This window comes from Idiomarina sp. 017G (genome assembly GCF_004362265.1).
In the GTDB taxonomy this organism is placed as follows: domain Bacteria; phylum Pseudomonadota; class Gammaproteobacteria; order Enterobacterales; family Alteromonadaceae; genus Idiomarina; species Idiomarina loihiensis.
This window is the reverse complement of sequence record NZ_SNWT01000001.1, coordinates 830518-853792: the sequence shown is the minus strand read 5'-3', so window position 1 is coordinate 853792 and position 23275 is coordinate 830518. Positions and strand designations below refer to the sequence as shown.

Annotated in this window: 18 protein-coding genes; 13 read left to right on the top strand and 5 right to left on the bottom strand. The window is 46.9% G+C overall.

What is annotated here, in order from left to right; genetic code table 11:
- Nucleotides 1–15 precede the first annotated feature (15 nt).
- Both mfd and DEU30_RS04160 read right to left on the bottom strand, forming a co-directional pair.
- On the bottom strand, nucleotides 16–3498 hold the full coding sequence (gene mfd / locus DEU30_RS04165; protein WP_114981207.1) for a transcription-repair coupling factor: 3483 nt from the start codon (nucleotides 3496–3498) through the stop codon (nucleotides 16–18).
- A gap of 47 nt (nucleotides 3499–3545) precedes the next feature.
- On the bottom strand, nucleotides 3546–4154 hold the full coding sequence (locus tag DEU30_RS04160; protein WP_016341348.1) for a PilZ domain-containing protein: 609 nt from the start codon (nucleotides 4152–4154) through the stop codon (nucleotides 3546–3548).
- Between the two features lie 106 nt (nucleotides 4155–4260).
- Here DEU30_RS04160 and DEU30_RS04155 point away from each other — a divergent pair, with 106 nt between their 5' ends.
- Genes DEU30_RS04155 through DEU30_RS04145 form a run of 3 tightly spaced genes read left to right on the top strand, consistent with a single transcriptional unit; the run spans nucleotide 4261 to nucleotide 7404 of the window.
- Nucleotides 4261–5490: a lipoprotein-releasing ABC transporter permease subunit gene (locus DEU30_RS04155; protein WP_011234761.1), complete on the top strand. Its 1230-nt coding sequence runs from the start codon at nucleotides 4261–4263 to the stop codon at nucleotides 5488–5490.
- Entirely contained in the window at nucleotides 5483–6169 is a 687-nt protein-coding gene (lolD, locus tag DEU30_RS04150) for a lipoprotein-releasing ABC transporter ATP-binding protein LolD (protein WP_114981209.1), read from the top strand. Before DEU30_RS04155 ends, lolD begins: the two co-directional genes overlap by 8 nt.
- Nucleotides 6169–7404 (top strand): lipoprotein-releasing ABC transporter permease subunit, encoded by a 1236-nt coding sequence (locus DEU30_RS04145; protein ID WP_114981211.1) that lies wholly within the window; start codon nucleotides 6169–6171, stop codon nucleotides 7402–7404. Before lolD ends, DEU30_RS04145 begins: the two co-directional genes overlap by 1 nt.
- Here DEU30_RS04145 and DEU30_RS04140 read toward each other — a convergent pair.
- The gene (locus tag DEU30_RS04140; protein ID WP_110013285.1) at nucleotides 7401–7916 is read right to left on the bottom strand and encodes a DUF2062 domain-containing protein; all 516 of its coding nucleotides are present in this window, start codon (nucleotides 7914–7916) and stop codon (nucleotides 7401–7403) included. The two genes, DEU30_RS04145 and DEU30_RS04140, sit on opposite strands and share 4 nt — an antisense overlap.
- 50 nt (nucleotides 7917–7966) lie before the next feature.
- On the opposite strand from DEU30_RS04140, the gene DEU30_RS04135 reads away from it, so the two are divergent.
- The 5 genes from DEU30_RS04135 to kdsB are packed head-to-tail and all read left to right on the top strand — an operon-like array spanning nucleotide 7967 to nucleotide 13979.
- Nucleotides 7967–10264: a DNA internalization-related competence protein ComEC/Rec2 gene (locus DEU30_RS04135; protein ID WP_114981213.1), complete on the top strand. Its 2298-nt coding sequence runs from the start codon at nucleotides 7967–7969 to the stop codon at nucleotides 10262–10264.
- Nucleotides 10265–10299: 35 nt separating this feature from the next.
- Entirely contained in the window at nucleotides 10300–12048 is a 1749-nt protein-coding gene (gene msbA, locus DEU30_RS04130) for a lipid A export permease/ATP-binding protein MsbA (protein ID WP_114981214.1), read from the top strand.
- Nucleotides 12048–13037: a tetraacyldisaccharide 4'-kinase gene (gene lpxK / locus DEU30_RS04125; protein ID WP_011234755.1), complete on the top strand. Its 990-nt coding sequence runs from the start codon at nucleotides 12048–12050 to the stop codon at nucleotides 13035–13037. Before msbA ends, lpxK begins: the two co-directional genes overlap by 1 nt.
- Nucleotides 13024–13221 (top strand): Trm112 family protein, encoded by a 198-nt coding sequence (locus tag DEU30_RS04120; RefSeq protein ID WP_011234754.1) that lies wholly within the window; start codon nucleotides 13024–13026, stop codon nucleotides 13219–13221. The genes lpxK and DEU30_RS04120 overlap by 14 nt, the downstream gene beginning before the upstream one ends.
- A complete protein-coding gene (gene kdsB / locus DEU30_RS04115) occupies nucleotides 13218–13979 on the top strand; it encodes a 3-deoxy-manno-octulosonate cytidylyltransferase (RefSeq protein WP_034821294.1) in 762 nt (253 codons plus the stop codon). Before DEU30_RS04120 ends, kdsB begins: the two co-directional genes overlap by 4 nt.
- On the opposite strand, the gene DEU30_RS04110 is transcribed toward kdsB, so the two are convergent.
- Nucleotides 13976–15322 (bottom strand): 4Fe-4S cluster-binding domain-containing protein, encoded by a 1347-nt coding sequence (locus DEU30_RS04110; protein ID WP_011234752.1) that lies wholly within the window; start codon nucleotides 15320–15322, stop codon nucleotides 13976–13978. The two genes, kdsB and DEU30_RS04110, sit on opposite strands and share 4 nt — an antisense overlap.
- Before the next feature lie 216 nt (nucleotides 15323–15538).
- Nucleotides 15539–16819 carry a citrate synthase gene (gene gltA, locus DEU30_RS04105; protein WP_011234751.1) on the bottom strand — a complete coding sequence of 427 codons (1281 nt, stop codon included), beginning with the start codon at nucleotides 16817–16819 and terminating at the stop codon, nucleotides 15539–15541.
- A gap of 326 nt (nucleotides 16820–17145) precedes the next feature.
- Between gltA and sdhC the strand changes: the two genes are divergently transcribed.
- The 5 genes from sdhC (at nucleotide 17146) to DEU30_RS04080 (ending at nucleotide 23273) form a co-directional block, all read left to right on the top strand.
- Nucleotides 17146–17520 carry a succinate dehydrogenase, cytochrome b556 subunit gene (gene sdhC / locus DEU30_RS04100; protein ID WP_011234750.1) on the top strand — a complete coding sequence of 125 codons (375 nt, stop codon included), beginning with the start codon at nucleotides 17146–17148 and terminating at the stop codon, nucleotides 17518–17520.
- Nucleotides 17514–17861: a succinate dehydrogenase, hydrophobic membrane anchor protein gene (gene sdhD, locus DEU30_RS04095; protein ID WP_011234749.1), complete on the top strand. Its 348-nt coding sequence runs from the start codon at nucleotides 17514–17516 to the stop codon at nucleotides 17859–17861. The genes sdhC and sdhD overlap by 7 nt, the downstream gene beginning before the upstream one ends.
- Nucleotides 17862–19628, top strand: a complete 1767-nt coding sequence (gene sdhA / locus DEU30_RS04090) for a succinate dehydrogenase flavoprotein subunit (RefSeq protein WP_114981215.1) — start codon at nucleotides 17862–17864, stop codon at nucleotides 19626–19628. It begins immediately after the preceding gene.
- 12 nt (nucleotides 19629–19640) lie between these two features.
- Entirely contained in the window at nucleotides 19641–20354 is a 714-nt protein-coding gene (locus DEU30_RS04085; RefSeq protein WP_011234747.1) for a succinate dehydrogenase iron-sulfur subunit, read from the top strand.
- A 111-nt stretch (nucleotides 20355–20465) separates the two neighbouring features.
- Nucleotides 20466–23273 carry a 2-oxoglutarate dehydrogenase E1 component gene (locus tag DEU30_RS04080; RefSeq protein ID WP_114981216.1) on the top strand — a complete coding sequence of 936 codons (2808 nt, stop codon included), beginning with the start codon at nucleotides 20466–20468 and terminating at the stop codon, nucleotides 23271–23273.
- The last annotated feature ends 2 nt before the right edge of the window (nucleotides 23274–23275 follow it).

Genomic DNA, 23275 nt, shown 5'->3' with positions numbered 1-23275 from the left:
TTATTCACTCCTGTGTTACGCCGCCTGAGATTGCTCTGCAAACTCGTCTAGCAGAGACTCTACCAGTTTTAAGCGGCTTTGAGTATCTTCCAGTGGTTGACTCAAACGTAAACGGTTTGGCCCGTCCAGCTTATAATAGCTGGGCGCTTTTTGAATTAACCCAATAATTATCTCGGGGTTAATTTTCGTGTCGTCGGCAAACTCAATAATACCGCCCTGATTACCAATATCAATTTTGCGTATACCTAACTGTTCCGCATTATTGCGAAGTTGTGTCTGCCGAATCAGGTTTTTTGCGGCGTCCGGTAACAGGCCAAAACGATCAATCAATTCTACTTGCAGATCATCAAGCTCTTTGCTTGTTTCGCAGTTGGCTATTCGCTTATACAAACTTAAACGATTATTGACGTCTGGTATGTAAGCTTCAGGTAAAAGTGCCGGCAGTTTCAGGTCAATTTCAGCACGTTCGTGTAGCAGTTGCGCAAGCGCGGGTTCTTTGCCTTCTTTTAAAGCTTTAACCGCTTGCTCCAGCATGTCCATGTATAAAGTAAAGCCAATGCTTTCAATCTGACCACTCTGATCATCGCCCAGCAGCTCGCCGGCACCACGAATTTCCAGGTCGTGAGTTGCAAGCATAAAGCCGGCACCCAGGTCTTCCAGCTGAGAAATCGCTTCGAGGCGCTTGTGTGCGTCTTTGGTCATGCGTTTGGGGTGTGGCGTCAATAAATAGGCGTAAGCCTGATGATGCGAACGTCCGACCCGGCCCCGCAGCTGGTGCATCTGCGCCAGACCCAGGTGATCGGCGCGATCCATAATAATGGTGTTGGCGCTGGGTATGTCGATACCGGTTTCAATAATGGTGGTACAGACCAGCACGTTAAACCGCTGATGGTAGAAGTCCGACATAATGCGCTCAAGGTCACGTTCACGCATCTGTCCGTGAGCAACCACAACCCGCGCTTCCGGAACCAGAGCTTCAATATCGGCCGCAGTTTTTTCAATGGTGTCGACATTGTTGTGTAAGAAATAAACCTGACCACCGCGCAGAATCTCACGCAATATTGCCTCACGAACCGTTGGCTCGTCGTATTCGCGGACAAAGGTTTTTACTGCCAGTCGCTTAGCTGGTGGCGTGGCTATAATTGAAAGGTCACGAATGTTGTTCATGGCCATATTCAGGGTACGCGGAATCGGTGTTGCGGTTAGCGTCAGAATATCTACGTCAGCGCGCAGGCGTTTAATTGTATCTTTTTGTCTTACACCAAAGCGGTGTTCTTCGTCGACAATAAGCAGACCTAAGTCATGACACTTAACATTGTCTTGCAGTAACTTGTGGGTACCAATAACAATGTCGACTTTGCCGTTGGATAAGTCTTCAAGAATGCCTTTTGACTGCTTGGCGGTTTTAAAGCGCGACAGCACTTCAACCCGAATGGCCTGATCAGCAAAACGGTCACTGAAGTTTTCGTAGTGTTGCTGGGCAAGTAGGGTGGTAGGAACCAGCACCATTACTTGTTTACCTTCATTAACTGCAATAAAGGCCGCGCGCATGGCCACTTCAGTTTTACCAAAGCCCACGTCGCCGCAAACCAGTCTGTCCATAGCGCGGGGCTGTTGCATGTCCTGCTTAACCGCATCAATTGCAGTCTGTTGGTCAATGGTTTCTTCAAACGGAAAGCCGGCGGCAAAACGTTGGTAATCTTCTTCGTTAATGTTAAATGCATAGCCGGGTTTCGCTTCGCGGCGAGCGTAAATGTCGAGCAGTTCTGCCGCAACATCACGGACTTTTTCCGCAGCACGTTTTTTGGCCTTGTCCCAGCTGTCGTTCCCCAGTTTGTTTAACGGCGCATGGCTTTCTTCACCGCCACTGTAGCGGCTTAAAACATTAAGGTTGGCGACCGGAACGTAGAGCTTAGCGCCGCCAGCGTACTCAATGGTAACAAATTCGGTGGTGACATTTCCGGCATCTAAGGTTGTCAGCCCCTGATAACGACCAACACCGTGGTCCAGGTGAACAACCGGCTGACCGGCTTGCAGTTCTGCTAAATTGCGAATCAGTGTATCGGCGCTGACAGTGGCTTTTTGCTGACGTCGACGGCTTTGTACCACGCGGTTACCAAACAATTCGGTTTCGGTAATAAACCAAAGTTTGGCGTCTGGTAAATAAAATGAATTAATAATGGGGCTAATGATTAACCCAATTTGTTGGGTTGGGCATTCATCCAGCCCCGAGCAAAGTCTTACCTGAAAACCAAGCTTGCTGACAATTTCCCGGAAGGCTTCGCGGCGGCCTGCGCTCTCGGCTGACAGCAGAACTTTGTCACCCGTTGTCAAAGCCTGTTCCAGTTTGGTCTTTAACTTGGCAAAGGGTTGCTTTTGCTGATGGTCAGCTGCTATTTCCGTTACTGCCTCTGTCAAAAACGGCGTGGGACCGGGTTGTGCCATTTCTGCAGGTACATTGGCACGCACCCGTCGGTACTGTTTGAAACCGGCGTGAATATTATCGACCGGAAGAAACAGCTCATTTGGGTGCAGTAACGGCCGTAAAGGGTCAAACTGACGCTGATCGTAGCGGTGGTTAATATCCTGCCACAGTCGTTCCAGGCTCGCCTGAATGTTGCCGAAAGTAACCAATACCGTGTCTTCGGGAAGGTAATCAAACAAGCTGGCAGTTTCTTCAAAAAATAACGGCAGATAGTACTCTATACCACCAGGTAACTGGCCTTTACTGACTTGTTGATACACCGATTCACGCTCAGTGCTCGCCTCAAAGTGCTCACGGTAATTTGCGCGAAAGCGTTCAATTGCCGTTTTTGTCAGTGGAAACTCGTGTGCGGGCAGCAAGTTAATGCCGTCTATTGGATCTTTTGATAGCTGAGTCTCAGGGTCAAACGGCCGAATGGTATCGACTTCGTCGTCAAAAAAGTCGAGTCGGTAAGGTGTCTGGCTGCCCATAGGGTATAAGTCTAAGATAGAGCCGCGGGCACTGAACTCGCCATGCTCCATTACTTGATTAACATGACGGTAACCGGCATTCTCAAGTTGCTGGCGCAGCTTCAGGCTATCGAGTTGCTGGCCTTTTTCAATTTGTAACGCTTGCCCCTGCACAAAAGAGGTTGGAGCAATTCGGTGCAGCAGGGTATTAATGCTGACAATCAGTGCGCCGCGCTTTGCATCAGGAAGGCGTGCCAGCACACTGAGTCGGTCAGAAATAATGTCCTGATGCGGCGAAAAGCTGTCGTAAGGCAAAGTTTCCCAGTCGGGAAAAAGCGTAATGTCGTCATGGTATTCGGTGTGCTCACCGGCAAAGTATTTCACTTCCTGTTCTAACCGGTGTGCCTGGTTAGCATCTGCGGTGACAATTAAAACCCGCCCTGGCGTGGCGTCAATTAGCCTCGCTATCGCCATTGCCGGCGAGCTGCCATGCAACTCCTGCCAGGTAAGGTCTTTGTTTGCTGCCGGAGGAAAAGGGGGTCTTAATACAGATGCCTTAGTCATGACTACTCAACTGGTTTGGAAAAACGTCGGTATTATACCGAAATCAATCAGGATTTGGATGACAGGTTGTCGTTTTGTTTTTCTTCGCGGCGTTGTTTGGAACGCTCTTTAAGCTGGCGACTCTGGGCATGAAGACTGGCCCGAATCAATAGCTCCTGATCTTCCTCGCGAATTTGAGCAAAGCTGAGAGTGCAACGATAAGTCTCACCCTCGTCTTCTGGTTCTGAGTTTTCAGCTGTCAGATAACAGTAAATTGCCAGAGCTTCTTCTTTAAAAAATAGTTTTGCCTGAAATGTCTGACCTTCGGTTAGTGGCGACTCATTTATTATGCGAATACCACCGCCGCCGTATTCAACGCCTTCAAAGCGGTGAGCCGGATCATCCTCGTTGCGGAGCATGTAGCCCAACAATATGTTCATGCGTTTGTGTTGCTGTTCTAGAAAGGCGACCAGAGCGCTGCCTGATGACTGTTCAACTTTAATACTTTGCAGTTGCTGCTGGTCACTTTCAGCCATGCTGGACGCAATAGTGAACAGTTCCGGGATTTCAGCAATAAACGCGTCTTCGTCAGGGATACTGTCAGCCGAATCCAGCGCAATTAAATTGACCGGGAAACGATCTCTTACGGTGAAGAAATCTCCGATTGGTGATGTCATTGATGTCTGCGATTGCGTCATTGTGTCGGCTTTTAGTTGTCAGGCTCAATACAACTCATTATCCTTGCTCGTTATGAATTAGCAACCATCAAATAATTGAGGGTATATGTTTCAGCCGGTCGTGCTGTTTATTGGCCTGCGCTATAGTCGGGCAAGGCAGGGGTCTGCGTTTACCGCCTTTATCAACCGCTTTGCCTTTGCCGGTATTGCCCTTGGGGTTATGGCTCTGGTGGTTGTCATGTCGGTTATGAACGGTTTTGAAGGCCAATTGAAAGAACGGATTTTGGGCGCAGTCCCTCAGGTAACCCTAACCGACGCTGACAGCACTACGGAACTGACAAACTGGCGTAAAACCCAGGAGCAACTGCCCGAACTAGAGGCTATTAAAGGGTCAATGCCGTATGTGCAAACGCAGGGCATATTGCAGTTTTCAGAAAAGATGTCGGTAGCCAATATACAGGGCATTTACCCGGATGCGGGCGAGGTACCTCTTTCACTCGAAGATAAAATGGTGGTTGGTGACTGGCTCAGTCTAACCCCGGGCAGTTATCACTTGATAATAGGTCAGCGACTGGCGCAAAAACAAGGAATAACCGTTGGCGATAACATTCGAATTATTGCCGCGCAGGGCGGTGTTTATACACCTTTTGGACTAGTGCCGTCGCAGCGCCGCTTTGTCGTTACCGGGTTCTTTTCTATGGGCTCAGAGGTGGATGAATCGGTTGTTTTTGCCCACGGTAGTGACTTAGCTCGTTTAATTCGCTTACCTGAAGGAAAAGTGAGTGGGCTGCAGTTGTTTTTAGATGACGCTTTTAAAGCCCCCCAAGTGGCAGAAAGTCTGCGCAATAAAACGCAATTAACGACCAGCGACTGGCGACAAAATTATGGCCAGTTATTTGAAGCAGTTGGCATGGAAAAACGCATGATGTGGTTAATGCTGGCGCTAATCATTGCTGTTGCTGCGTTTAATACTTTATCGGCTCTTATTATGGTGATAAACGACAAACGCCACGATATCGCCATATTACAAACGTTGGGTTTATCTAACGGGCGTATACGCACGGTATTTTTATTGCAGGGGCTTTATAACGGCGTTCTGGGATCATTAATTGGCGTTATTCTGGGGCTGATATTGAGCTGGTATCTGAATGATATTCTGGCTTTATTCGGTGCACAGATCTTTGCCGGATCAGATGAAGGTTTGCCAATTATTATTAACGTGTCTCAGGTTATTATTACCGTGGTTGCCGCAATTACCTTAACTTTGGTGGCAACGCTATATCCCGCATCACAAGCCGCACATGTTCAACCCTCGGAGGCATTACGCTATGACTGACGCGCTGTTGCGTTGCAAAGAATTGAGTAAATCCTATCAGGACGGGGGCGACCAGGTTACCGTTTTAAAAGACATTGATTTTGCGCTGCAAGCCGGAGAAATGGTTGCCGTAGTCGGAGCGTCAGGCTCGGGTAAAAGCACTTTGCTGCATTTGTTGGGTGGACTGGATAAACCCTCATCGGGTCAATTATTTTATAAAGATCAGGAAATGACGCCCTGGAAAGCCGACAAGTTGGCGCAGTGGCGTAACCAGAACCTTGGCTTTGTGTATCAGTTTCATCATTTATTGCCGGAATTTTCAGCGTTGGAAAACGTTGCAATGCCGCAAATGATAGCGGGTAAGAGCCCTGTTGAGGCTAAAAAAAACGCGAAGCAGTTACTAGTGCGTGTGGGATTAGAGCACCGGTTATCGCATCGTCCGGCACAGCTTTCCGGTGGTGAACGTCAACGGGTTGCTATAGCCAGGGCTTTTGTGAATAAACCACAGGTGGTGCTGGCCGATGAGCCAACCGGTAATCTGGATGGTAAAGCGGCTGAGAGTATTTATCAGTTAATGCTGGAGCTAAATCAGGAAATGGGCACGGCCTTTATTGTGGTCACTCATGACTTACAGCTGGCTGAGCAACTGCAGCGCGTAGAAGTTTTAAAAAATGGAATTTTGCATAAGGAGCAAGGCTAATGCAGCTTGCCTGGTTAATTGCCCGACGCTTTCGTAAAGGTACTGCGAAACAGGGCTTTTTGTCATTTATATCGGCTTCATCCACTATTGGTATAGCGCTTGGTTGCGCGGTTTTAATTGCGGCCTTGTCGATGATGAACGGTTTTAATCAGGTGCTGCAGGAGCGGTTACTGGCGGTTGTTCCGCAGGTTGAGTACAGTGCAGTAGAAGGCGCGCTGGATGACTGGCAAAAAATAGCAAAAATCGCGCGGGAGCACCCGCAAGTTATAGCGGCGGCTCCGGGAATTAATTCCACCGTTATGGTGCAAACCCAGTCAACTTTTCATGGCATACAGGTTCGGGGAATATCCGCAGAGCAGGAACAAAAAGTATCGGATATATCCAACTATGTAAGTAACGAAGACTGGCAAAGGTGGCAGCAAAAAGGCGGTTTATTGCTTGGGGCAGGTTTGGCCGAGAAGCTTGACTTAGCTGTTGGCGACTCTGTTTCCTTACTAACCCCGGAAAAATCTGAGCGAGGGTTTCGTTCGCCAGAGCGGGTGCGACTGGAAGTCACCGGGTTGTTTAAATTTGGCGGACAAATTGACTATCAAAATGCCTACGTCTCTCTGGAAACGGCTAAGAATGAGTTGAGTTTTGCTAGTGATGTCAGCTCCGTACGCTTGCGGTTAAAGGATGTTTTTTCGGCTCCTGCGGTTGCCCGGGAAATAGGTAACCAGTTGCCAGAATTGGTCTATCTGGATGACTGGACCCGAAGTCACGGCCATTTATATCGCGATATTGAGTTGGTGCGCTGGGTAGTGTATCTGGTTTTGATTCTGGTTATGGCTGTAGCCTGTTTTAATATTGTTTCAACACTCATTATGACGGTAGCGAAAAAGCGCAGCCAAATTGCCATGTTGAAAACCTTAGGTATGAAAGATAGTTCCTTACTGCAGTCCTTTGTGTTTCAGGGGTTAATGAATGGACTATATGGAGTGGCTATCGGTTGCTTCTGCGGGATACTTCTGGCGCAGTTTCTACCGGATATTATGCTAACGCTTGAATCCTGGTTCCACTTTGAGCTGCTTTCCAACGATATCTACTTTGTTGGTGAGGTGCCCTCTGAATGGGTTTGGGGCGACGTTATTTTAGTCGCCAGCGTGGCACTGGTAATGAGTTTGCTGGCCACTATTTATCCAGCCTGGAGGGCGGTCAAAGTTGAACCCGCCAAGGCCCTGCACGAAAGTACTTAATTGCCTTCAGGGTTGCGACGGCGCCAGGCTTTGACCACCGACTGGCGCCAAAGCAGGCGAATACCGATGTAACCGATAAAGCTGGATAACGTGCCAAGGATCAAACACCCAAGCAGTAATGCCGGACCGATGGTCGAAATGCTGTGCATTAGCCATTCCCAGCTAAGTTCAAAAGCAAAGGGTTGTGGTGGCTCTGCGAGCAGGGCATTACCGACTAAATAGCACAGATAGAACATTGGCGGCATAGTAATAGGGTTTGAGACCCAGACAAGCCCGACCGAAAGTGGCAAGTTAACGCGAAAAGGAATTGCCGCCGCTGCCGCCAATAACATTTGAAAGGGTACTGGTATAAAAGCGCAGAATAAGCCGACTGCAAAGGCGCCTGAAGCTGAACGTCGATTTAAATGCCACAAGTTTGCATCGTGCAGAAGGCTGCCGAACAAACGAATCGCTTTGGATTCGCGCACTTTTTGATGATCAGGCATTAAGCGTTTAATGAAGCGTCTGGCCATAATGTGACGTTTATTACCTATCCGGTTACTGCCCCAGGGAAGGAGCAACGATGGATCGTTGGTTACTGGTCTTTGTTGGCGGAATATTGTCCGCCTCGTTACACTCTGACATCAAATTTTGGCTAATTTTTTCAACTATCGCACTACTACTTTTGGCGACAGTTAATGCCTTTTTTTATTTTAGACAGAGGGAAGTAAAACAGCGAACCATCGTACTACGACTGATGGTGTTATTTTGCGGCATTTTATGGGGTAATGCCAACCTTTATTGGCAAAATTTACGCGCGATACCAGACGAATTGATGGGTAATGAAATTCAATTGACGCTTGTCGTGGATGAAATGTCGCGTCGTTATCCTTTTCATTTGCGTATGACGGGCAGAGTAGAAGTTCTGGCTGGTAAAGTTTTGCCATTCTGGCTGCAACCCCGGGTTCAACTGAGTTGGTATAACAGCCACCATAAACAGGTGCCGAAAGCTGGTGAGCGTTGGCAACTGGAAGTGAAGCTGAAACAGGCAACGGACTACCGCAACCAAGGGAGTTTTCGATACCGGAAATACTTATTACGTAATAATATTTATGCCTTAGGAACGGTCAAAGATGGCGAAAAACTGACTCGTGTAATCAGTTTTCGGCAGAGAGTTTTCGATGGCATAGAACGAGCTGATTTATCTGAACCGGGTATATTGGCTGCATTAACTATTGGCGAACGTAGCCTGTTAACCTCTGCCACTCGTGAAAGCTGGCAAAAAACGGGGTTAGCTCATAGTCTGGCCATATCCGGCTTGCATCTGGGGATGGTTGCAGGCTCAACTATTCTATTCTTTCGTTTTTGTTTTTACTGTTTTCCTATCAGCTTAAAAAATAGAGAGCGACTAGACATTCGGCTGTGGTCGCTGGTCTTCGCGGCAATTGTGGTAAGCGGCTATGCGGGCATGTCAGGTTTTTCAATATCGACTGTAAGAGCTTTAACCATGTTTCTGGTGGTTCTTCTGCATATTGTGTTAAAGCTCAAGTTAAATCCGCTAAGCTTATTGTTGCGAGTGGTGGCTGCGGTACTAGTGGTTGATGTTTTTGCCTGGCAGGATCCCGGTTTTTGGTTATCTATTACTGCCGTTGCCGCACTTTTTCTTGCCAGTTGGCGCTGGAGCAAAAGTCGTGGCCGTTTCTCCGCGGTAAAAAGCCTTTGGTCAATTCAATGGCAGCTGTTGGTGGTGATGTCTCCTTTATCATTTTTATTATTTGGCGGCTTTTCGCTTTTTGCTCCCGTAGTCAATTTGTTGGTGTTGCCTGTTATCAGCTTTTGGTTATTGCCGCTGGCATTAATAGGAACTGTTTTTGCGTTGTTTGGTTCTGATATTGCTGTGTCGTTCTGGCAGTTGTCTGAACTACCGGTTACCTGTTTGACCCCACTATTGGACGCTTTAGCAGGGCACCCGGCTAATTGGTTGGAACTGAATCAATGGCCGATAACCCGCGCAGCACGGTTTGCTGTTTTGTTCGCACTTACTGCGGCCATGCTGTTGCCTGTAAGTCGTGGTTGGCAAAGGTTAGGTTTATTATTGTGCTTGCCTGTTGCGGCTTTTTCATTTTTTAATCAACGGGACGGGAAGTTGCGTCTTCATGTTCTGGATGTGGGGCAAAGCCAGGCTTTAGTAATAGAGAAGGACGGCAAAGCCATGCTCATTGATACCGGTATTGAGTTTAGTTCGGGTTTCAGTGTTGCAGAAGCGGTTATTGAACCTTTTCTTAATTATCATGGTTTGCGGCCTGAGCTGGCTTTTATCAGCCATGGCGATAGAGATCATAACGGCGGCAGAGATTTTCTTAGACAAAGGTATCCTCAGCTAGAGTGGCGCGGAGATGCCAGTGATAAACCCTGTCGCGCCGGTGATACAGGTGAATGGAACAGCATACAATGGGAGGTTCTGTGGCCAACGTCTGCTTATCAGGATGCAAATCGGTTAAGTAAAAATAATCGTTCATGTGTATTACGCGTCAGTTATAAAGACTTCAGTGTTTTTCTGCCCGGAGACATTGAAATGATGGCGGAGCAATTATTGTTGAAGTCTTTACATAAGCTGCCTGAAGCTAACTCCGATGTTCTGTTGATTCCACACCATGGCAGTAAAACATCCACTAGCTGGCCTTTGTTACAGGCGGTCGATGCGGACATCTATCTTATCAGTTACGGTAAACATAAAGGATATGACTTTCCCCATCGCTATACACAGGAAAGACTTTCCCGTACTCAAAAGCCTTGGTTTGGAACCAGAGACAGCGGACAACTGACCATAGTTAGTGACGGCAACACATGGAGTTTGGAGTTACCCTTTGAAAACAGGTAGAATATCAGAAGTGTTAATGACTAATATGAGATTACATGGATTCTCAGCTTAAAAAAAAGACGACCTTTAAACGCTTATTAGGTTATATCAAACCTTATAAGGCAGCTTTTATTGCTGCGGTCTTATGTATGATTGGTTACTCTGCCATTGATACATTGTTTTTATCCCAAATTGAAACCTTAATAGATGACGGGTTAACAGAGCAGGACTCTAATATACTGCTTTATGGTGCGCTTTTTGTTCCTTTTATTTTCATCCTTCGCGGTTCTTTGAATGTTGCCTCCAGCTATTTCCTGCATTGGGTTGGCTTTAAAGTTGTTACTAAAATGCGGCAGCAATTGTTTGACCATATGATGAAACTACCGGTCGGTTTCCATGATCAGCACTCAACTGGCGACTTGATTTCAAAAATAACTTATGACACTCAGCAGGTGGCAGAAGCGAGTAGTCGGGCCGTTCTGGTTTTGGTAAAAGAAGGAGCCTTCGTCGCCGGATTATTAGGTCTAATGTTTTACCAAAGCTGGCAATTGTCATTAGTATTTTTAGTGATAGGCCCTCTGGTTGCAAAAGTTGTTGGGGTCGTTTCTCGCCGCTTTCGTAAAGTAAGTAGCCGTATTCAGACAGCTATGGGTAACGTAACCACAACCGCAGAGCAGATGATCAACGGCCATAAGGTTGTGATTATGCATCAGGGGCAAAAAGGTGAGTCTGCCCGCTTTTCGAACATAAACAATATTACTCGTAACCAGAATATGAAGCTGGTGAATACCCGCGCTATTAGCACTTCGGTTATTCAGTTTATAGCGTCCTTAAGTCTTTCTATGGTCTTAGTTATTGCCAGTTTCCCCGAAATGCTGGGAGAATTATCTGCTGGTGCCTTTACTACGTTACTTACCGCTATGATCATGCTGCTGCGTCCTTTGAAGCAGCTTACTAACGTAAACAGTGATTTCCAGCGCGGTATTGCGGCGGCGACCAGTGTGTTTGCGATTCTTGACGAACCGATTGAAGTTGATAAAGGCTCGCGGGTGGTTGACCGGGCTGCGGGCGATATTGTTTTTGATGACGTGACCTTTTCTTATCAAAAAGGTGATGAACCCGCGCTTCAGCACATTAACTTTAAAGTTGATCAGGGCAAAACCATTGCGCTGGTAGGTCGTTCAGGCAGTGGTAAGTCAACAATATCGAATTTGCTCACGCGCTTCTACGATGTCGAGCAGGGCCGCATTCTGCTTGATGGCCATAATATTAACGACTATAAATTGAAATGCTTAAGGCGTCAGTTTGCGCTGGTATCTCAGCACGTAACCCTGTTTAACGACACCATAGCAAACAATATTGCTTATGGTGCCTCGAAAGATGTCTCGCGTGAAGACATCACTAAAGCCGCTGAGCAAGCTTACGTTACTGAGTTCACCGACAGCATGCCAAAAGGCCTGGATACTATGGTGGGCGAGAACGGGGTGATGCTGTCCGGTGGTCAACGTCAGCGTATTGCTATAGCCCGTGCGCTACTACAAGACGCGCCTATTCTGATACTGGATGAAGCAACATCGGCTCTGGATACCGAGTCCGAACGCCATATTCAGGATGCGTTAGGAACCCTGAGAAAAAACAGGACAGCTATTGTTATTGCGCACCGTTTATCAACTATTGAAAATGCCGATGAAATTTTGGTTATGGACAACGGTGAGATTATTGAGCGCGGTACACACCAGCAATTGCTTGATCAGGAAGGCGCATATTTTCAGCTGCATAACTTGCAGTTTAGCGGGAGCGCCTAATGTGGCTTCAAAAGCAGTGGTATAAAGCCAGGCTGCACCCTTTACTGTTTTTGCTGACACCACTGTCGCTGGTGTTTTGGCTGGTAACAAATTTGCGTCGCAGTTTTTATGCTTTGGGGTTAATGCCACGCTATAAAGCTGATGTTCCGGTCATAGTAGTGGGAAACATTAGCGTGGGCGGCACTGGCAAAACACCTATGGTTGTGGCCTTAAGTCAATGGCTCAAAGATGAGGGCTGGAATCCGGGCATTATCAGTCGTGGTTACGGTGCAAAAGGGCCTTTTCCTTATGAGGTTTTAGAGAGCGACTCTCCGGAAAAAGCCGGTGATGAACCTTTGCTCATGCGTCGTCGCACTGGCTGCCCTGTTGTTATTGCGCCCAAACGAGCTCAGGCTGCAAAGCTTATGGCGGAACAACACCCCAAAGTAGACGTTATTATCTGTGATGACGGGTTACAGCATTATGCACTCAAACGCGATATTGAATTAATTATGATAGACGCTGAACGAGGCACCGGAAATGGATGGCTTTTGCCTGCGGGCCCATTACGGGAAGGCCCATGGCGTCTCAAAGGTGCGGACTGGGTTATTTCTAACTATGGTCGTCATGCATTCGCCCGACATGTTGTGGATGTCGAGCCTGGCAACTGGTACCGGGTTGATAATAACGAGCAAGTTGCGTTAAAAACCGAGAGCAAATTTAATGCCGTGGCTGGTATTGGTTATCCGCAGCGATTTTTTAACTCGCTAATTGAGCAGGGTATTGAACTGGAGAACAGTCAGAGCTTTGCGGATCATCACGCTTTTAGTCAACAGGACTTTTCTAACCTGGCTAGTAACCCTATATTAATGACAGAAAAAGATGCTGGTAAATGCCAGTCTTTTGCGCAAGCTGACTGGTATTACCAAACAATTGAAGCGAAGCTGCCCGAAGTGATGAAAACTAACTTATTGGCAGAGCTGGAAAGGAAGAAAAATGGCCATCGATAAAACGACATTAGCAATATTGGCGTGTCCAAAGTGTAAAGGGAAACTGACCTATTACGCCGATAAAGACGAGTTAGTATGCCGCGGAGAACGCCTCGCATATCCAATAGACGAGAATATTCCCGTGCTTATAGCGGATAAGGCTCGCGAGTTATCATCAGAAGAGTTAGAAAAGGTTCCTTCATGAGTTTTACCGTTGTCATTCCAGCTCGCTACGGTTCCAGCCGCTTGCCGGGCAAACCTTTAGCCGATATTGCCGGTAAACCGATGATTCAGCATGTGGTTGAGCGAGCTGAGGCTAGTGGCGCTGCCGAAGTCATAGTTGCTACCGATGATATGCGGATTAAAGAGGGCGTTGATAAGTTTGGTGGTCGCGTCATGATGACCTCAAGTGAACACTCCTCGGGTACGGAACGTTTGGCTGAAGTTATCGAACAATTAGCTCTGGCAGAAAACGAGGTGGTGGTTAATGTTCAGGGTGATGAGCCCTTTATTCCGCCTGAAATTATTCGACAGGTTGCCGATAACTTAGCCAATCAACGGCAGGCACCTATGGCGACACTGGCCGTGCCCATTACTGACGCTGAAGATATTTTTAACCCGAATACAGTAAAAGTGGTTACCGATGCTGCGGGTTATGCGCTGTACTTTAGCCGTGCCGCAATTCCGTGGGACAGAGAGCACTTTTCTGCCGACCGGGCGACAAATGTCGTTACTGAGCATTATCATCGTCACATTGGTATTTATGCTTATCGGGCGGGTTTTGTCAGACGTTATATTGAATGGGAGCCAAGCCCTATTGAACAGCTTGAGTCGTTAGAACAATTGCGGGTGCTTTGGCACGGAGAACGTATTCATGTCGCTGAAGCCATTCTCGCACCGGCTACAGGCATTGATACTGAAGAGGACCTGCAGCGGGCACGAAAACTGGCAGGCGATGATTAATCCATCGCCGACATTTTTGAATACTCATCTTCGAAAAAGAATTTTTCCTCACCAAAAGCTGGTTTTAAGTGATGCAGCCAGGTGGCATCCGGATCATATTTAGCGAAGAAGGGACGTTGTACCCAGTCCGGATTGCGCCCCTGGATAAAGCGTAAGGCAAAGACTTTCTCACCAGCAATTTCAGTAACACCCTGAACTTCTACTTTCCCCGGGCCGGCACTCATCGAGGGGCCTCGCACGGTACGAGCTATACCTGAAACCTGCTGGTACGCTTTCTGGAAAATTTCCCAGGTACGCTCCAGCGGTACTTCAAAGTAACGTTTTGCTCCGGTATCCCGCTCGACAAACATATAATAAGGGATTAATCCGAGTTGTACCTGCTTCTCCCACATAGAAGCCCAGACATCCGGGTCGTCATTAATGTGCTTGAGTAAAGGAGCCTGACAGCGGATTTGAACACCTGTAGCGCGCAGGCGACGAATGGCCTCCTGACATACTTCAGTGCGTAATTCATTCGGGTGGTTTAAATGCGCCATTATCGACACATGCTTGCCACCATCAACTAAGCGCTCTAATAAACGCAGTAAATCGTCCGCGTCGGGGTCGGTGATAAAGCGATATGGCCAGAAGGTTAATGATTTAGTGCCAATGCGTATGGTTTTAATGTGCTCGAACTCAGGTTGCAGTAAACCCTCTAAGTAATGGGCCAGCTTGCGCGTGCGCATAACCATAGGGTCGCCGCCGGTCACCAGCAAGTCAGTAACTTCTTTGTGCTGAGCCAGATAGCGGTGCAATTGATCCGCGTCATTTGAATTAAAGCGGGTAGCTTTACCGACAAATTGCGCCCAACGGAAGCAGAAAGTGCAGTAAGAATGGCAGTACTGCCCCTGAGCCGGGAAAAAGAGCACCGTTTCGCGGTACTTATGCTGCATGCCCGGCAAAGGCTCACCGTCAACATGCGGCACATTCATTTGCATTTGTCCGGCAGGGTGAGGGTTCATTTCATCGCGTAGCTGAGTCGCCAAATCAAACACTTCATTGGTGGTGTGCTTGCCTGACATTAGGTCTGCCATGCGCTGGTACGCAGAAGGCTCCAGCATATCTTTTTGCGGGAAAGTTAGCTGAAACAGCGGGTCATTGGGTACATTTTCCCAGTCAATCAGTTCGTTAAATACATATTCATTAACTCTGAATGGCAGTACATTAGCGACGACTTTCATTTCAAAACGCATGTCATCAGGAACTTTCTTTAACGCCTCAATTTTATCTAACTGGCGATGCTGATATACCTTGAATTTACGTGGTGTAATGATGGGTTGTTGTACATTGACTACTTGCTGCATAAGCCTCTCTGTAATTATCTGCAACTTGCTAAAGCACGTTGAAAATGAATTTGTCTGTCAGCTCTCTCTTTGGCGACCAACGAAATGCGACGTAGTATAAAGAATTTAAGGCTTCGTTGCACGTTCTGTAAGGTGTGAAAAGCAATGTACTCAAACTAATTAAGAGCGGGCATAAAAAAAGGCGCTCAACCGAGCGCCTTCTTAACTCAAACCAATTTATTTTTTAATTGGTGAAAACTCACGTTTTGTATAACCAGTATATAACTGACGAGGACGACCAATTTTCTGGTTTTCTTCGCCCATCATTTCGTGCCAGTGAGAAACCCAGCCGACAGTACGTGACAGCGCAAAGATAACGGTGAACATATTGGTAGGAATACCAATAGCTTTCAGTACGATACCTGAGTAGAAGTCAACGTTAGGGAAGAGTTTCTTTTCAATGAAGTAGTCGTCTTCCAGAGCGATACGCTCCAGTTCCATTGCGACGTCAAGTAATGGATCATCACGATCCAATTCTTTCAGTACTTCGTGGCAAGATTCACGCATTACCGTTGCACGAGGGTCGGTGTTTTTGTATACACGGTGACCAAAGCCCATTAGACGGAAAGGATCGTCTTTGTCTTTTGCTTTCTCAATATATTTTGGAATGTTTTCAACAGAGCCAATTTCAGCCAGCATACGCAAGCAAGCTTCGTTTGCACCACCATGGGCTGGTCCCCATAAAGACGCAACACCCGCAGCGATACATGCGTAAGGGTTAGCACCAGAAGAACCGGCAAGGCGTACTGTTGACGTTGATGCGTTTTGCTCGTGGTCAGCATGCAAAGTAAAGATGCGATCCATAGCGCGAGCTACCGCAGGGCTTATTTTGTAGTCTTCCGCAGGAACCGAGAACATCATGTTCAGGAAGTTTTCTGCATAACCTAAGTCGTTACGTGGGTAAACGAAAGGTTGACCAATGCTGAATTTATAAGCCATTGCTGCAATTGTTGGAATTTTTGCAATCAGACGGTAAGCACTACGTAAACGTTGGTTTTCATCGTGAATCTCCAGATCATCATGATAGAACGATGATAAAGCTCCCGTTACGGCACATAACATTGCCATAGGGTGAGCATCGCGACGGAAACCATTAAAGAAATTGTGAATTCCCTGATGCACCATAGTGTGTTTAGTAATGGTGTTTTTGAATTCATGGTATTGCTTTTCGGTAGGAGCTTCGCCGTGCAACAACATGTAGCAAACTTCTAAGTAATCTGCTTTAGTTGCTAACTCACCAATAGGGTAACCGCGGTGCAGTAAAACGCCGTTTTCACCATCTATATAGGTGATAGCCGACTCGCAAGAGCCTGTAGCCAGAAACCCTGGGTCAAAAGTAAAATAACCATGTTTTCCCAGAGTTCGGACGTCAACTACATCCTTTCCTGCCGTTGGTGATAGTACCGGCAATTCAATGGATTGGCCGTCAATCTGTAAAGTGGCTTTACGATCAGCCATAAGGAATTCTCCTCGCTATCTACTTTGAAAAAGTGCGCTAATTTAACTCGATCATGCCCGTAAATGTCAATTTTAATCGGGGAACATGAACCAATTATAGCGAAATATACGTAATAAACATGACGAAAAGATTACTCAGATTGAAGAATTATCTTGTTAGGTTAGACTTTAGTAGTAAAGCGTATTTTAGTCAGCGTTCAAATCTGAGTTTGTCGTTGTAATTAATAGCTTGGCTAGATATACTTTGCGCCGTATTGGTGGCATGTTTCTGTGTCGCGCAAACGAAAATTGCATTTCTTTTGTGCTTTATTAAAAGGCAATCTATCGTGAAAAAAGAAAGACCTGTTAATTTAGACTTATCAACTATCAAGCTTCCTGCCGCTGCCAAAGCATCCATACTGCATCGTATTTCCGGTGTTGCTATGCTGTTCTCTCTGGCTTTTCTAATTTGGGCTTTTGCCGTGTCACTTAGTGGCCCTGAAGGCTTTGCTCAAATCGAGAGTATCATGACCAGCTTTATCGCTAAATTTATTGGCTGGGGTATTTTGACAGCGCTAGGATTTCACTTAATCATTGGTCTGCGTCACTTAGTAATGGACATGGGCTACTGGGAAGAACTCGATTCCGGAAGAATCAGCGCAATTGTCTCAATTGCTCTTTCTGTGATCTTTTCCGTATTAGTAGGAGTTTGGCTATGGTAACAGCAGCAGCTACTTTTGGTCGTAGCGGTTCTCATGACTTTATTTTATTGAGAGCCAGCGCGATTGTAATGGTTCTATATTCACTGTTCATGGCTGGGTTCTTCCTTTCTACGCCAGATGTAACTTATCAAGTGTGGAGTGGGTTGTTTGCCAACATTTGGATGAAAGTGTTCACTATGCTGGCCTTATCTTCTGTGTTAATTCACGGCTGGATTGGCATTTGGCAAGTATCAACAGACTACGTGAAAGCGTCCGGTCTCAGAGCTTTTATCCAACTGGTTTTCAGCGTTGGTCTGATCGCTGTTTGGCTCACTGGCTTATTCGTACTGTGGGGTGTTTAAGTGACTGTTAAAACTTTAGAATATGATGCAGTGGTGATTGGTGCTGGCGGTGCCGGCATGCGAGCAGCACTGCAAATTTCCCAAGAGGGATTGAGCTGCGCGTTGATGTCCAAAGTGTTTCCAACACGCTCTCACACAGTTTCTGCTCAGGGTGGTATTACTGTAGCATTAGGTAATGCGCATGAAGATAACTGGGAATGGCACATGTTCGATACCGTTAAAGGTTCGGACTATATTGGTGACCAGGACGCTATCGAATACATGTGTAAAGCTGGCCCTGAAGCTATTTTAGAAATGGAAAACTTAGGTTTACCATTCTCGCGTTTTGAAAACGGCAAAGTTTATCAACGTCCATTTGGTGGTCAGTCGAAGAACTTTGGTGGCGAGCAGGCTGCTCGTACTGCCGCTGCAGCTGACCGTACCGGTCACGCTTTGCTGCATTTGCTTTATCAGCAAAACGTGAAGAAAAAAACCACCGTATTTTCAGAATGGTACGCGCTGGATATCGTTAAGAACCAAGACGGCGAAGTTTGTGGTGTAACCACCATGGATATCGAAAGCGGCGAAGTTTACTTTGTTAAAGCTAAGGCCGTTGTTCTTGCTACCGGCGGTGCGGGTCGTATTTATTCTTCAACGACCAATGCTCATATCAACACCGGTGACGGTATTGGTATGGCACTGCGTGCCGGCGTTCCTGTACAAGATATGGAGATGTGGCAGTTCCACCCAACCGGTATTGCCGGAGCGGGCTCGCTTGTTACAGAAGGTTGTCGTGGTGAAGGTGGTTACCTGCTGAACAAAGACGGTGAACGCTTTATGGAGCGTTATGCGCCAAACGCGAAAGATTTGGCATCACGCGACGTTGTTTCACGCGCTATGATGACTGAAATCCGTGAAGGACGTGGTTGTGAAGGCCCATGGGGTACTCACCTTAAACTGAAACTGGATCATCTGGGTAAAGAAACCCTGGAAAGCCGTTTGCCGGGTGTTTGTGATTTATCACGTACATTCGCACACGTTGATCCGGTGAAAGAGCCTATTCCGGTTATTCCTACCTGTCACTATATGATGGGCGGTATTCCGACGGACGTTAACGGACAAGTGTTGTCTGTAGACGACAATGGTCAGACATCTCACGTTAAAGGCCTGTTTGCTTGTGGTGAAATTGCTTGTGTATCCGTACACGGTGCTAACCGCTTAGGCGGTAACTCACTGCTTGACCTGGTGGTATTCGGTCGTTCAACTGGTATGCATCTGGGTGAAACGCTTGCAGCTAACGTAGAAGCCAGAGAAGCAAGTAGCGACGACATTGACGCGGCACTAGCGCGTTATAATCGTTGGGAAAACACTCAGAAAGGCGAAGATCCGGCACAAATTAAGAAAGACCTGCAACAGTGCATGCAACTTAATTTCTCGGTTTTCCGCGAAGGCGATTCAATGAAAGAAGGGCTTGCTGAGCTGCGCGAAATTCGCGAACGTCTGAAAAACGCCCGTCTTGATGACACCTCTAAAGAGTTTAATACTCAGCGCGTCGAGTGCCTTGAGCTAGATAACTTGATGGAAACGGCTTACTCAACTGCAGTTGCTGCCAGCTTCCGTACAGAAAGTCGCGGTGCTCACAGCCGTGCAGACTACCCGGATCGTGATGATGAGAAGTGGTTAGTACACACTGTTTATCGTCCTGAAAAGGAAGATATGGTGACGCGGGAAGTCAATATGGCGCCTAAACTGCGTGAAGCTTTCCCTCCGAAAGCTCGTACCTACTAAGTTGGAGGGTATATGAAAAAATACACATTTTCAGTTTATCGTTATAATCCTGATGTCGACAACGCGCCTCATATGAAAGAGTACACGTTGGAAGTAGAAGATAATCAGGATTTGATGGTGCTAGAAGCACTGATCAAATTGAAAGAACAAGATCCATCGCTGGCATTCCGCCGCTCGTGCCGTGAAGGTGTTTGTGGCTCCGATGGTATGAATATTAATGGTAAAAATGGTTTGGCTTGTATCACTCATTTGTCTTCTTTGAAATCAGACAAAATTGTGATTCGTCCGCTACCAGGCTTGCCTGTCATTCGTGATTTGATTGTTGATATGAGCCAGTTCTATCAACAGTACGAGAAAATCAAACCGTACCTTATCAACGATGACAAAACGCCACCAGCGCGTGAACGACTGCAGTCGCCGGAAGACCGTGCTAAGCTTGATGGTCTTTACGAATGTATTTTATGTGCATGTTGTTCATCTTCGTGCCCGTCGTTCTGGTGGAACCCAGATAAATTTGTTGGGCCAGCTGGTCTGCTGCACGCTTATCGTTTCTTAATTGATAGTCGTGACACAGCAACGGACGAGCGTCTGGACGAACTTGATGATGCCTTTAGTGTATTCCGTTGTCACGGAATCATGAACTGCGTTAACGTATGTCCAAAAGGGTTGAATCCAACAAAGGCTATTGGACACATCAAATCGATGCTTTTGAGTCGCGCTGTTTAACTCGTTAAATTGTCGCGCCAATTTGAACGGTTGATGTTGTGGATGGCCATCCCACAAAGGATGGCTATTTTTTTATAAAAACGGTTTATCTATTCAGGTGAAGGAAACGCAATGCAAGATGGTGTAATGCGTGAATGGTTAGAAACATCGCATCTAGCCGGTGGTAACGTTGCCTACATTGAACAAATGTTTGAGGCGTATCTGGATGATCCGACGGCAGTCAGTGATGAATGGCGTCAAATGTTCGATGCGTTGCCGAAGGATAATCACATTGTTGATACTAAACTCAGCGATGTCCGGGAGCAGTTTCGCCAGGCCGCTAAGAATAAGCTCAAGCAATCTCAAACAGGCAGCACGACTGCCGCAGATCAGAAGCAAGTTAAAGTTTTACAGCTCATTAATGCTTACCGATTCCGCGGCCATCAGCACGCCAACCTTGATCCTCTTGGTTTATGGAAACAGGAAACCGTTCCAGACCTTTCATTAAACTTCCACGATTTAAGCAAAGACGACTTAGAACGCGAGTTTAATGTCGGCTCTTTAGCTGTTGGCAAAGACACAATGAAGCTGAGTGATATTCACGAGGCGTTGGAAAATATTTATTGTGGCTCTATTGGTGCCGAGTACATGCACATTGTTTCAACCGAGGAAAAACGCTGGATTCAGCAACGGTTGGAGGGTGTTCTTGGAAAGCCCAAGTTTGAAAAAGAACAGCAGACTAAAATTTTAAAAGAGCTGATAGCCGCTGACGGACTGGAAAAGTATCTTGGGTCAAAATTCCCGGGAGCTAAGCGCTTTTCATTAGAAGGTGGCGACAGTCTGGTTCCGTTGTTGAAAGAACTCATTTCACGCTCTGGTGAGCAAGGTGCCAAGGAAGTCGTTATTGGTATGGCTCACCGAGGTCGTTTGAACGTTTTGGTCAACGTTCTGGGTAAAAAACCACAGGACTTATTTGACGAGTTTGCCGGCAAGCATGACAGCACAAAGGGCTCAGGTGATGTTAAATATCATATGGGCTTTTCTTCTGATTATGCGACCCCGGGCGGCGACGTCCACCTTGCATTGGCCTTTAACCCGTCGCACCTTGAAATTGTAAACCCGGTTGTTATGGGATCGGTTCGTGCGCGCATGGACCGCCTGAAAGACCCGGAAGGCAAAAAAGTGCTGCCTATTACCATTCACGGTGACGCTGCTGTTGCCGGTCAGGGTGTGGTACAAGAAACCTTTAATATGTCGCAGACACGTGCTTACCGTGTAGGCGGCTCTATCCGTATCGTGGTGAATAACCAGGTTGGTTTCACTACATCTAAACAGGAAGATGCGCGCTCTACTCAGTATTGTACTGACATTGCCAAGATGGTGCAGGCGCCAATTTTCCACGTTAATGCGGATGACCCTGAAGCCGTTGTTTTTGTCACTCAGTTAGCGCTTGATTACCGTAATGCATTTCAGCGCGACGTGGTTATTGATTTGGTTTGTTATCGTCGTCATGGACATAACGAAGCCGATGAGCCAAGTGCAACACAGCCGCTGATGTATGCAAAAGTTAAAAAACAACCCGTTGCCCGCGAGCTTTATGGCAAGCGTCTGATAGAGAAGTCGATAGTAGATGAAGACACAGCTAAGCAGTGGATGTCTGACTATCGTGATGCATTAGATAAAGGCGAAGTGGTGGTTGATGAACACCGTCCTATGCGTCAGCACTCTGTTGACTGGTCTCCCTACATAGGAAACGACTGGGACGTTGAGTACGACTACAAAGTCTCAGCAGATAAGCTGAAAGATCTGGGCGAAAAAATCACTCAGTATCCGGAAGAAGACAAGCTGAATTCCCGCGTTGAAAAAGTGTATCAAGAACGTCTGAAAATGGCGAAAGGCGATAAACCAATGGACTGGGGTTTCGCTGAAACTTTGGCTTATGCCACCTTAGTTAACGACGGCACTCATATTCGTTTGACCGGTCAGGACAGCGGCCGTGGTACCTTCTTCCACCGCCACGCGGTATTGCATAACCAAAAAGATGGTTCTACCTATATGCCACTGAACAATTTAGGTTCAGATCAGGGGCAAATTGAAATTTATGACTCAGTTTTATCAGAAGCTGCAGTTGTGGCCTTCGAATACGGTTACGCTACGGCTGAACCGCAGTCTCTGGTTATGTGGGAAGCTCAATTTGGTGATTTCGTTAACGGCGCCCAGGTTGTTATTGACCAGTTCTTAAGTTCTGGCGAGCAGAAATGGGGACGTTTATGTGGTTTAACATTGCTATTGCCGCACGGTTACGAAGGGCAGGGTCCTGAGCACAGTTCAGCCCGTCTTGAGCGTTTCCTGCAATTATCGGCCGATCACAACTGGTCAGTCTGTGTACCGACAACGCCTGCACAGGTTTTCCACATGATCCGTCGTCAGCACTTACGTCCGGTTCGCCGTCCGTTAGTTGTTATGACGCCTAAGTCATTGTTACGTCATCCGTTAGCGGTTTCAGAAATGGATGATTTAGCGGATCTTGGATTCCAGAACGCGATTGGTGAAATCGATGATCTGAATCCGAAAAAAGTAAAACGCGTGGTATTTTGCTCAGGTAAAGTCTACTACGATTTACTGAAAGAACGCCGCGAGCGTGAACAAGAAGATGTTGCCATTATTCGTATCGAACAGCTGTATCCGTTCCCTGCGGAAGAAGTGGCAGAAATTATGAAAGATTATCAGCACGTTAAAGATTTTGTCTGGTGTCAGGAAGAGCCTCAGAACCAGGGTGCATGGTATAGCAGCCAGCATCACTTCTGGGCCGCAATTCCGAAAGGAGCTCAGTTGTCTTATCGTGGTCGTAGTGCGTCAGCCGCACCGGCGGTCGGATACATTTCAGAGCACAACAAGCAGCAGCAAAACCTTGTTGACGAAGCGCTAACCATTAAATAGGT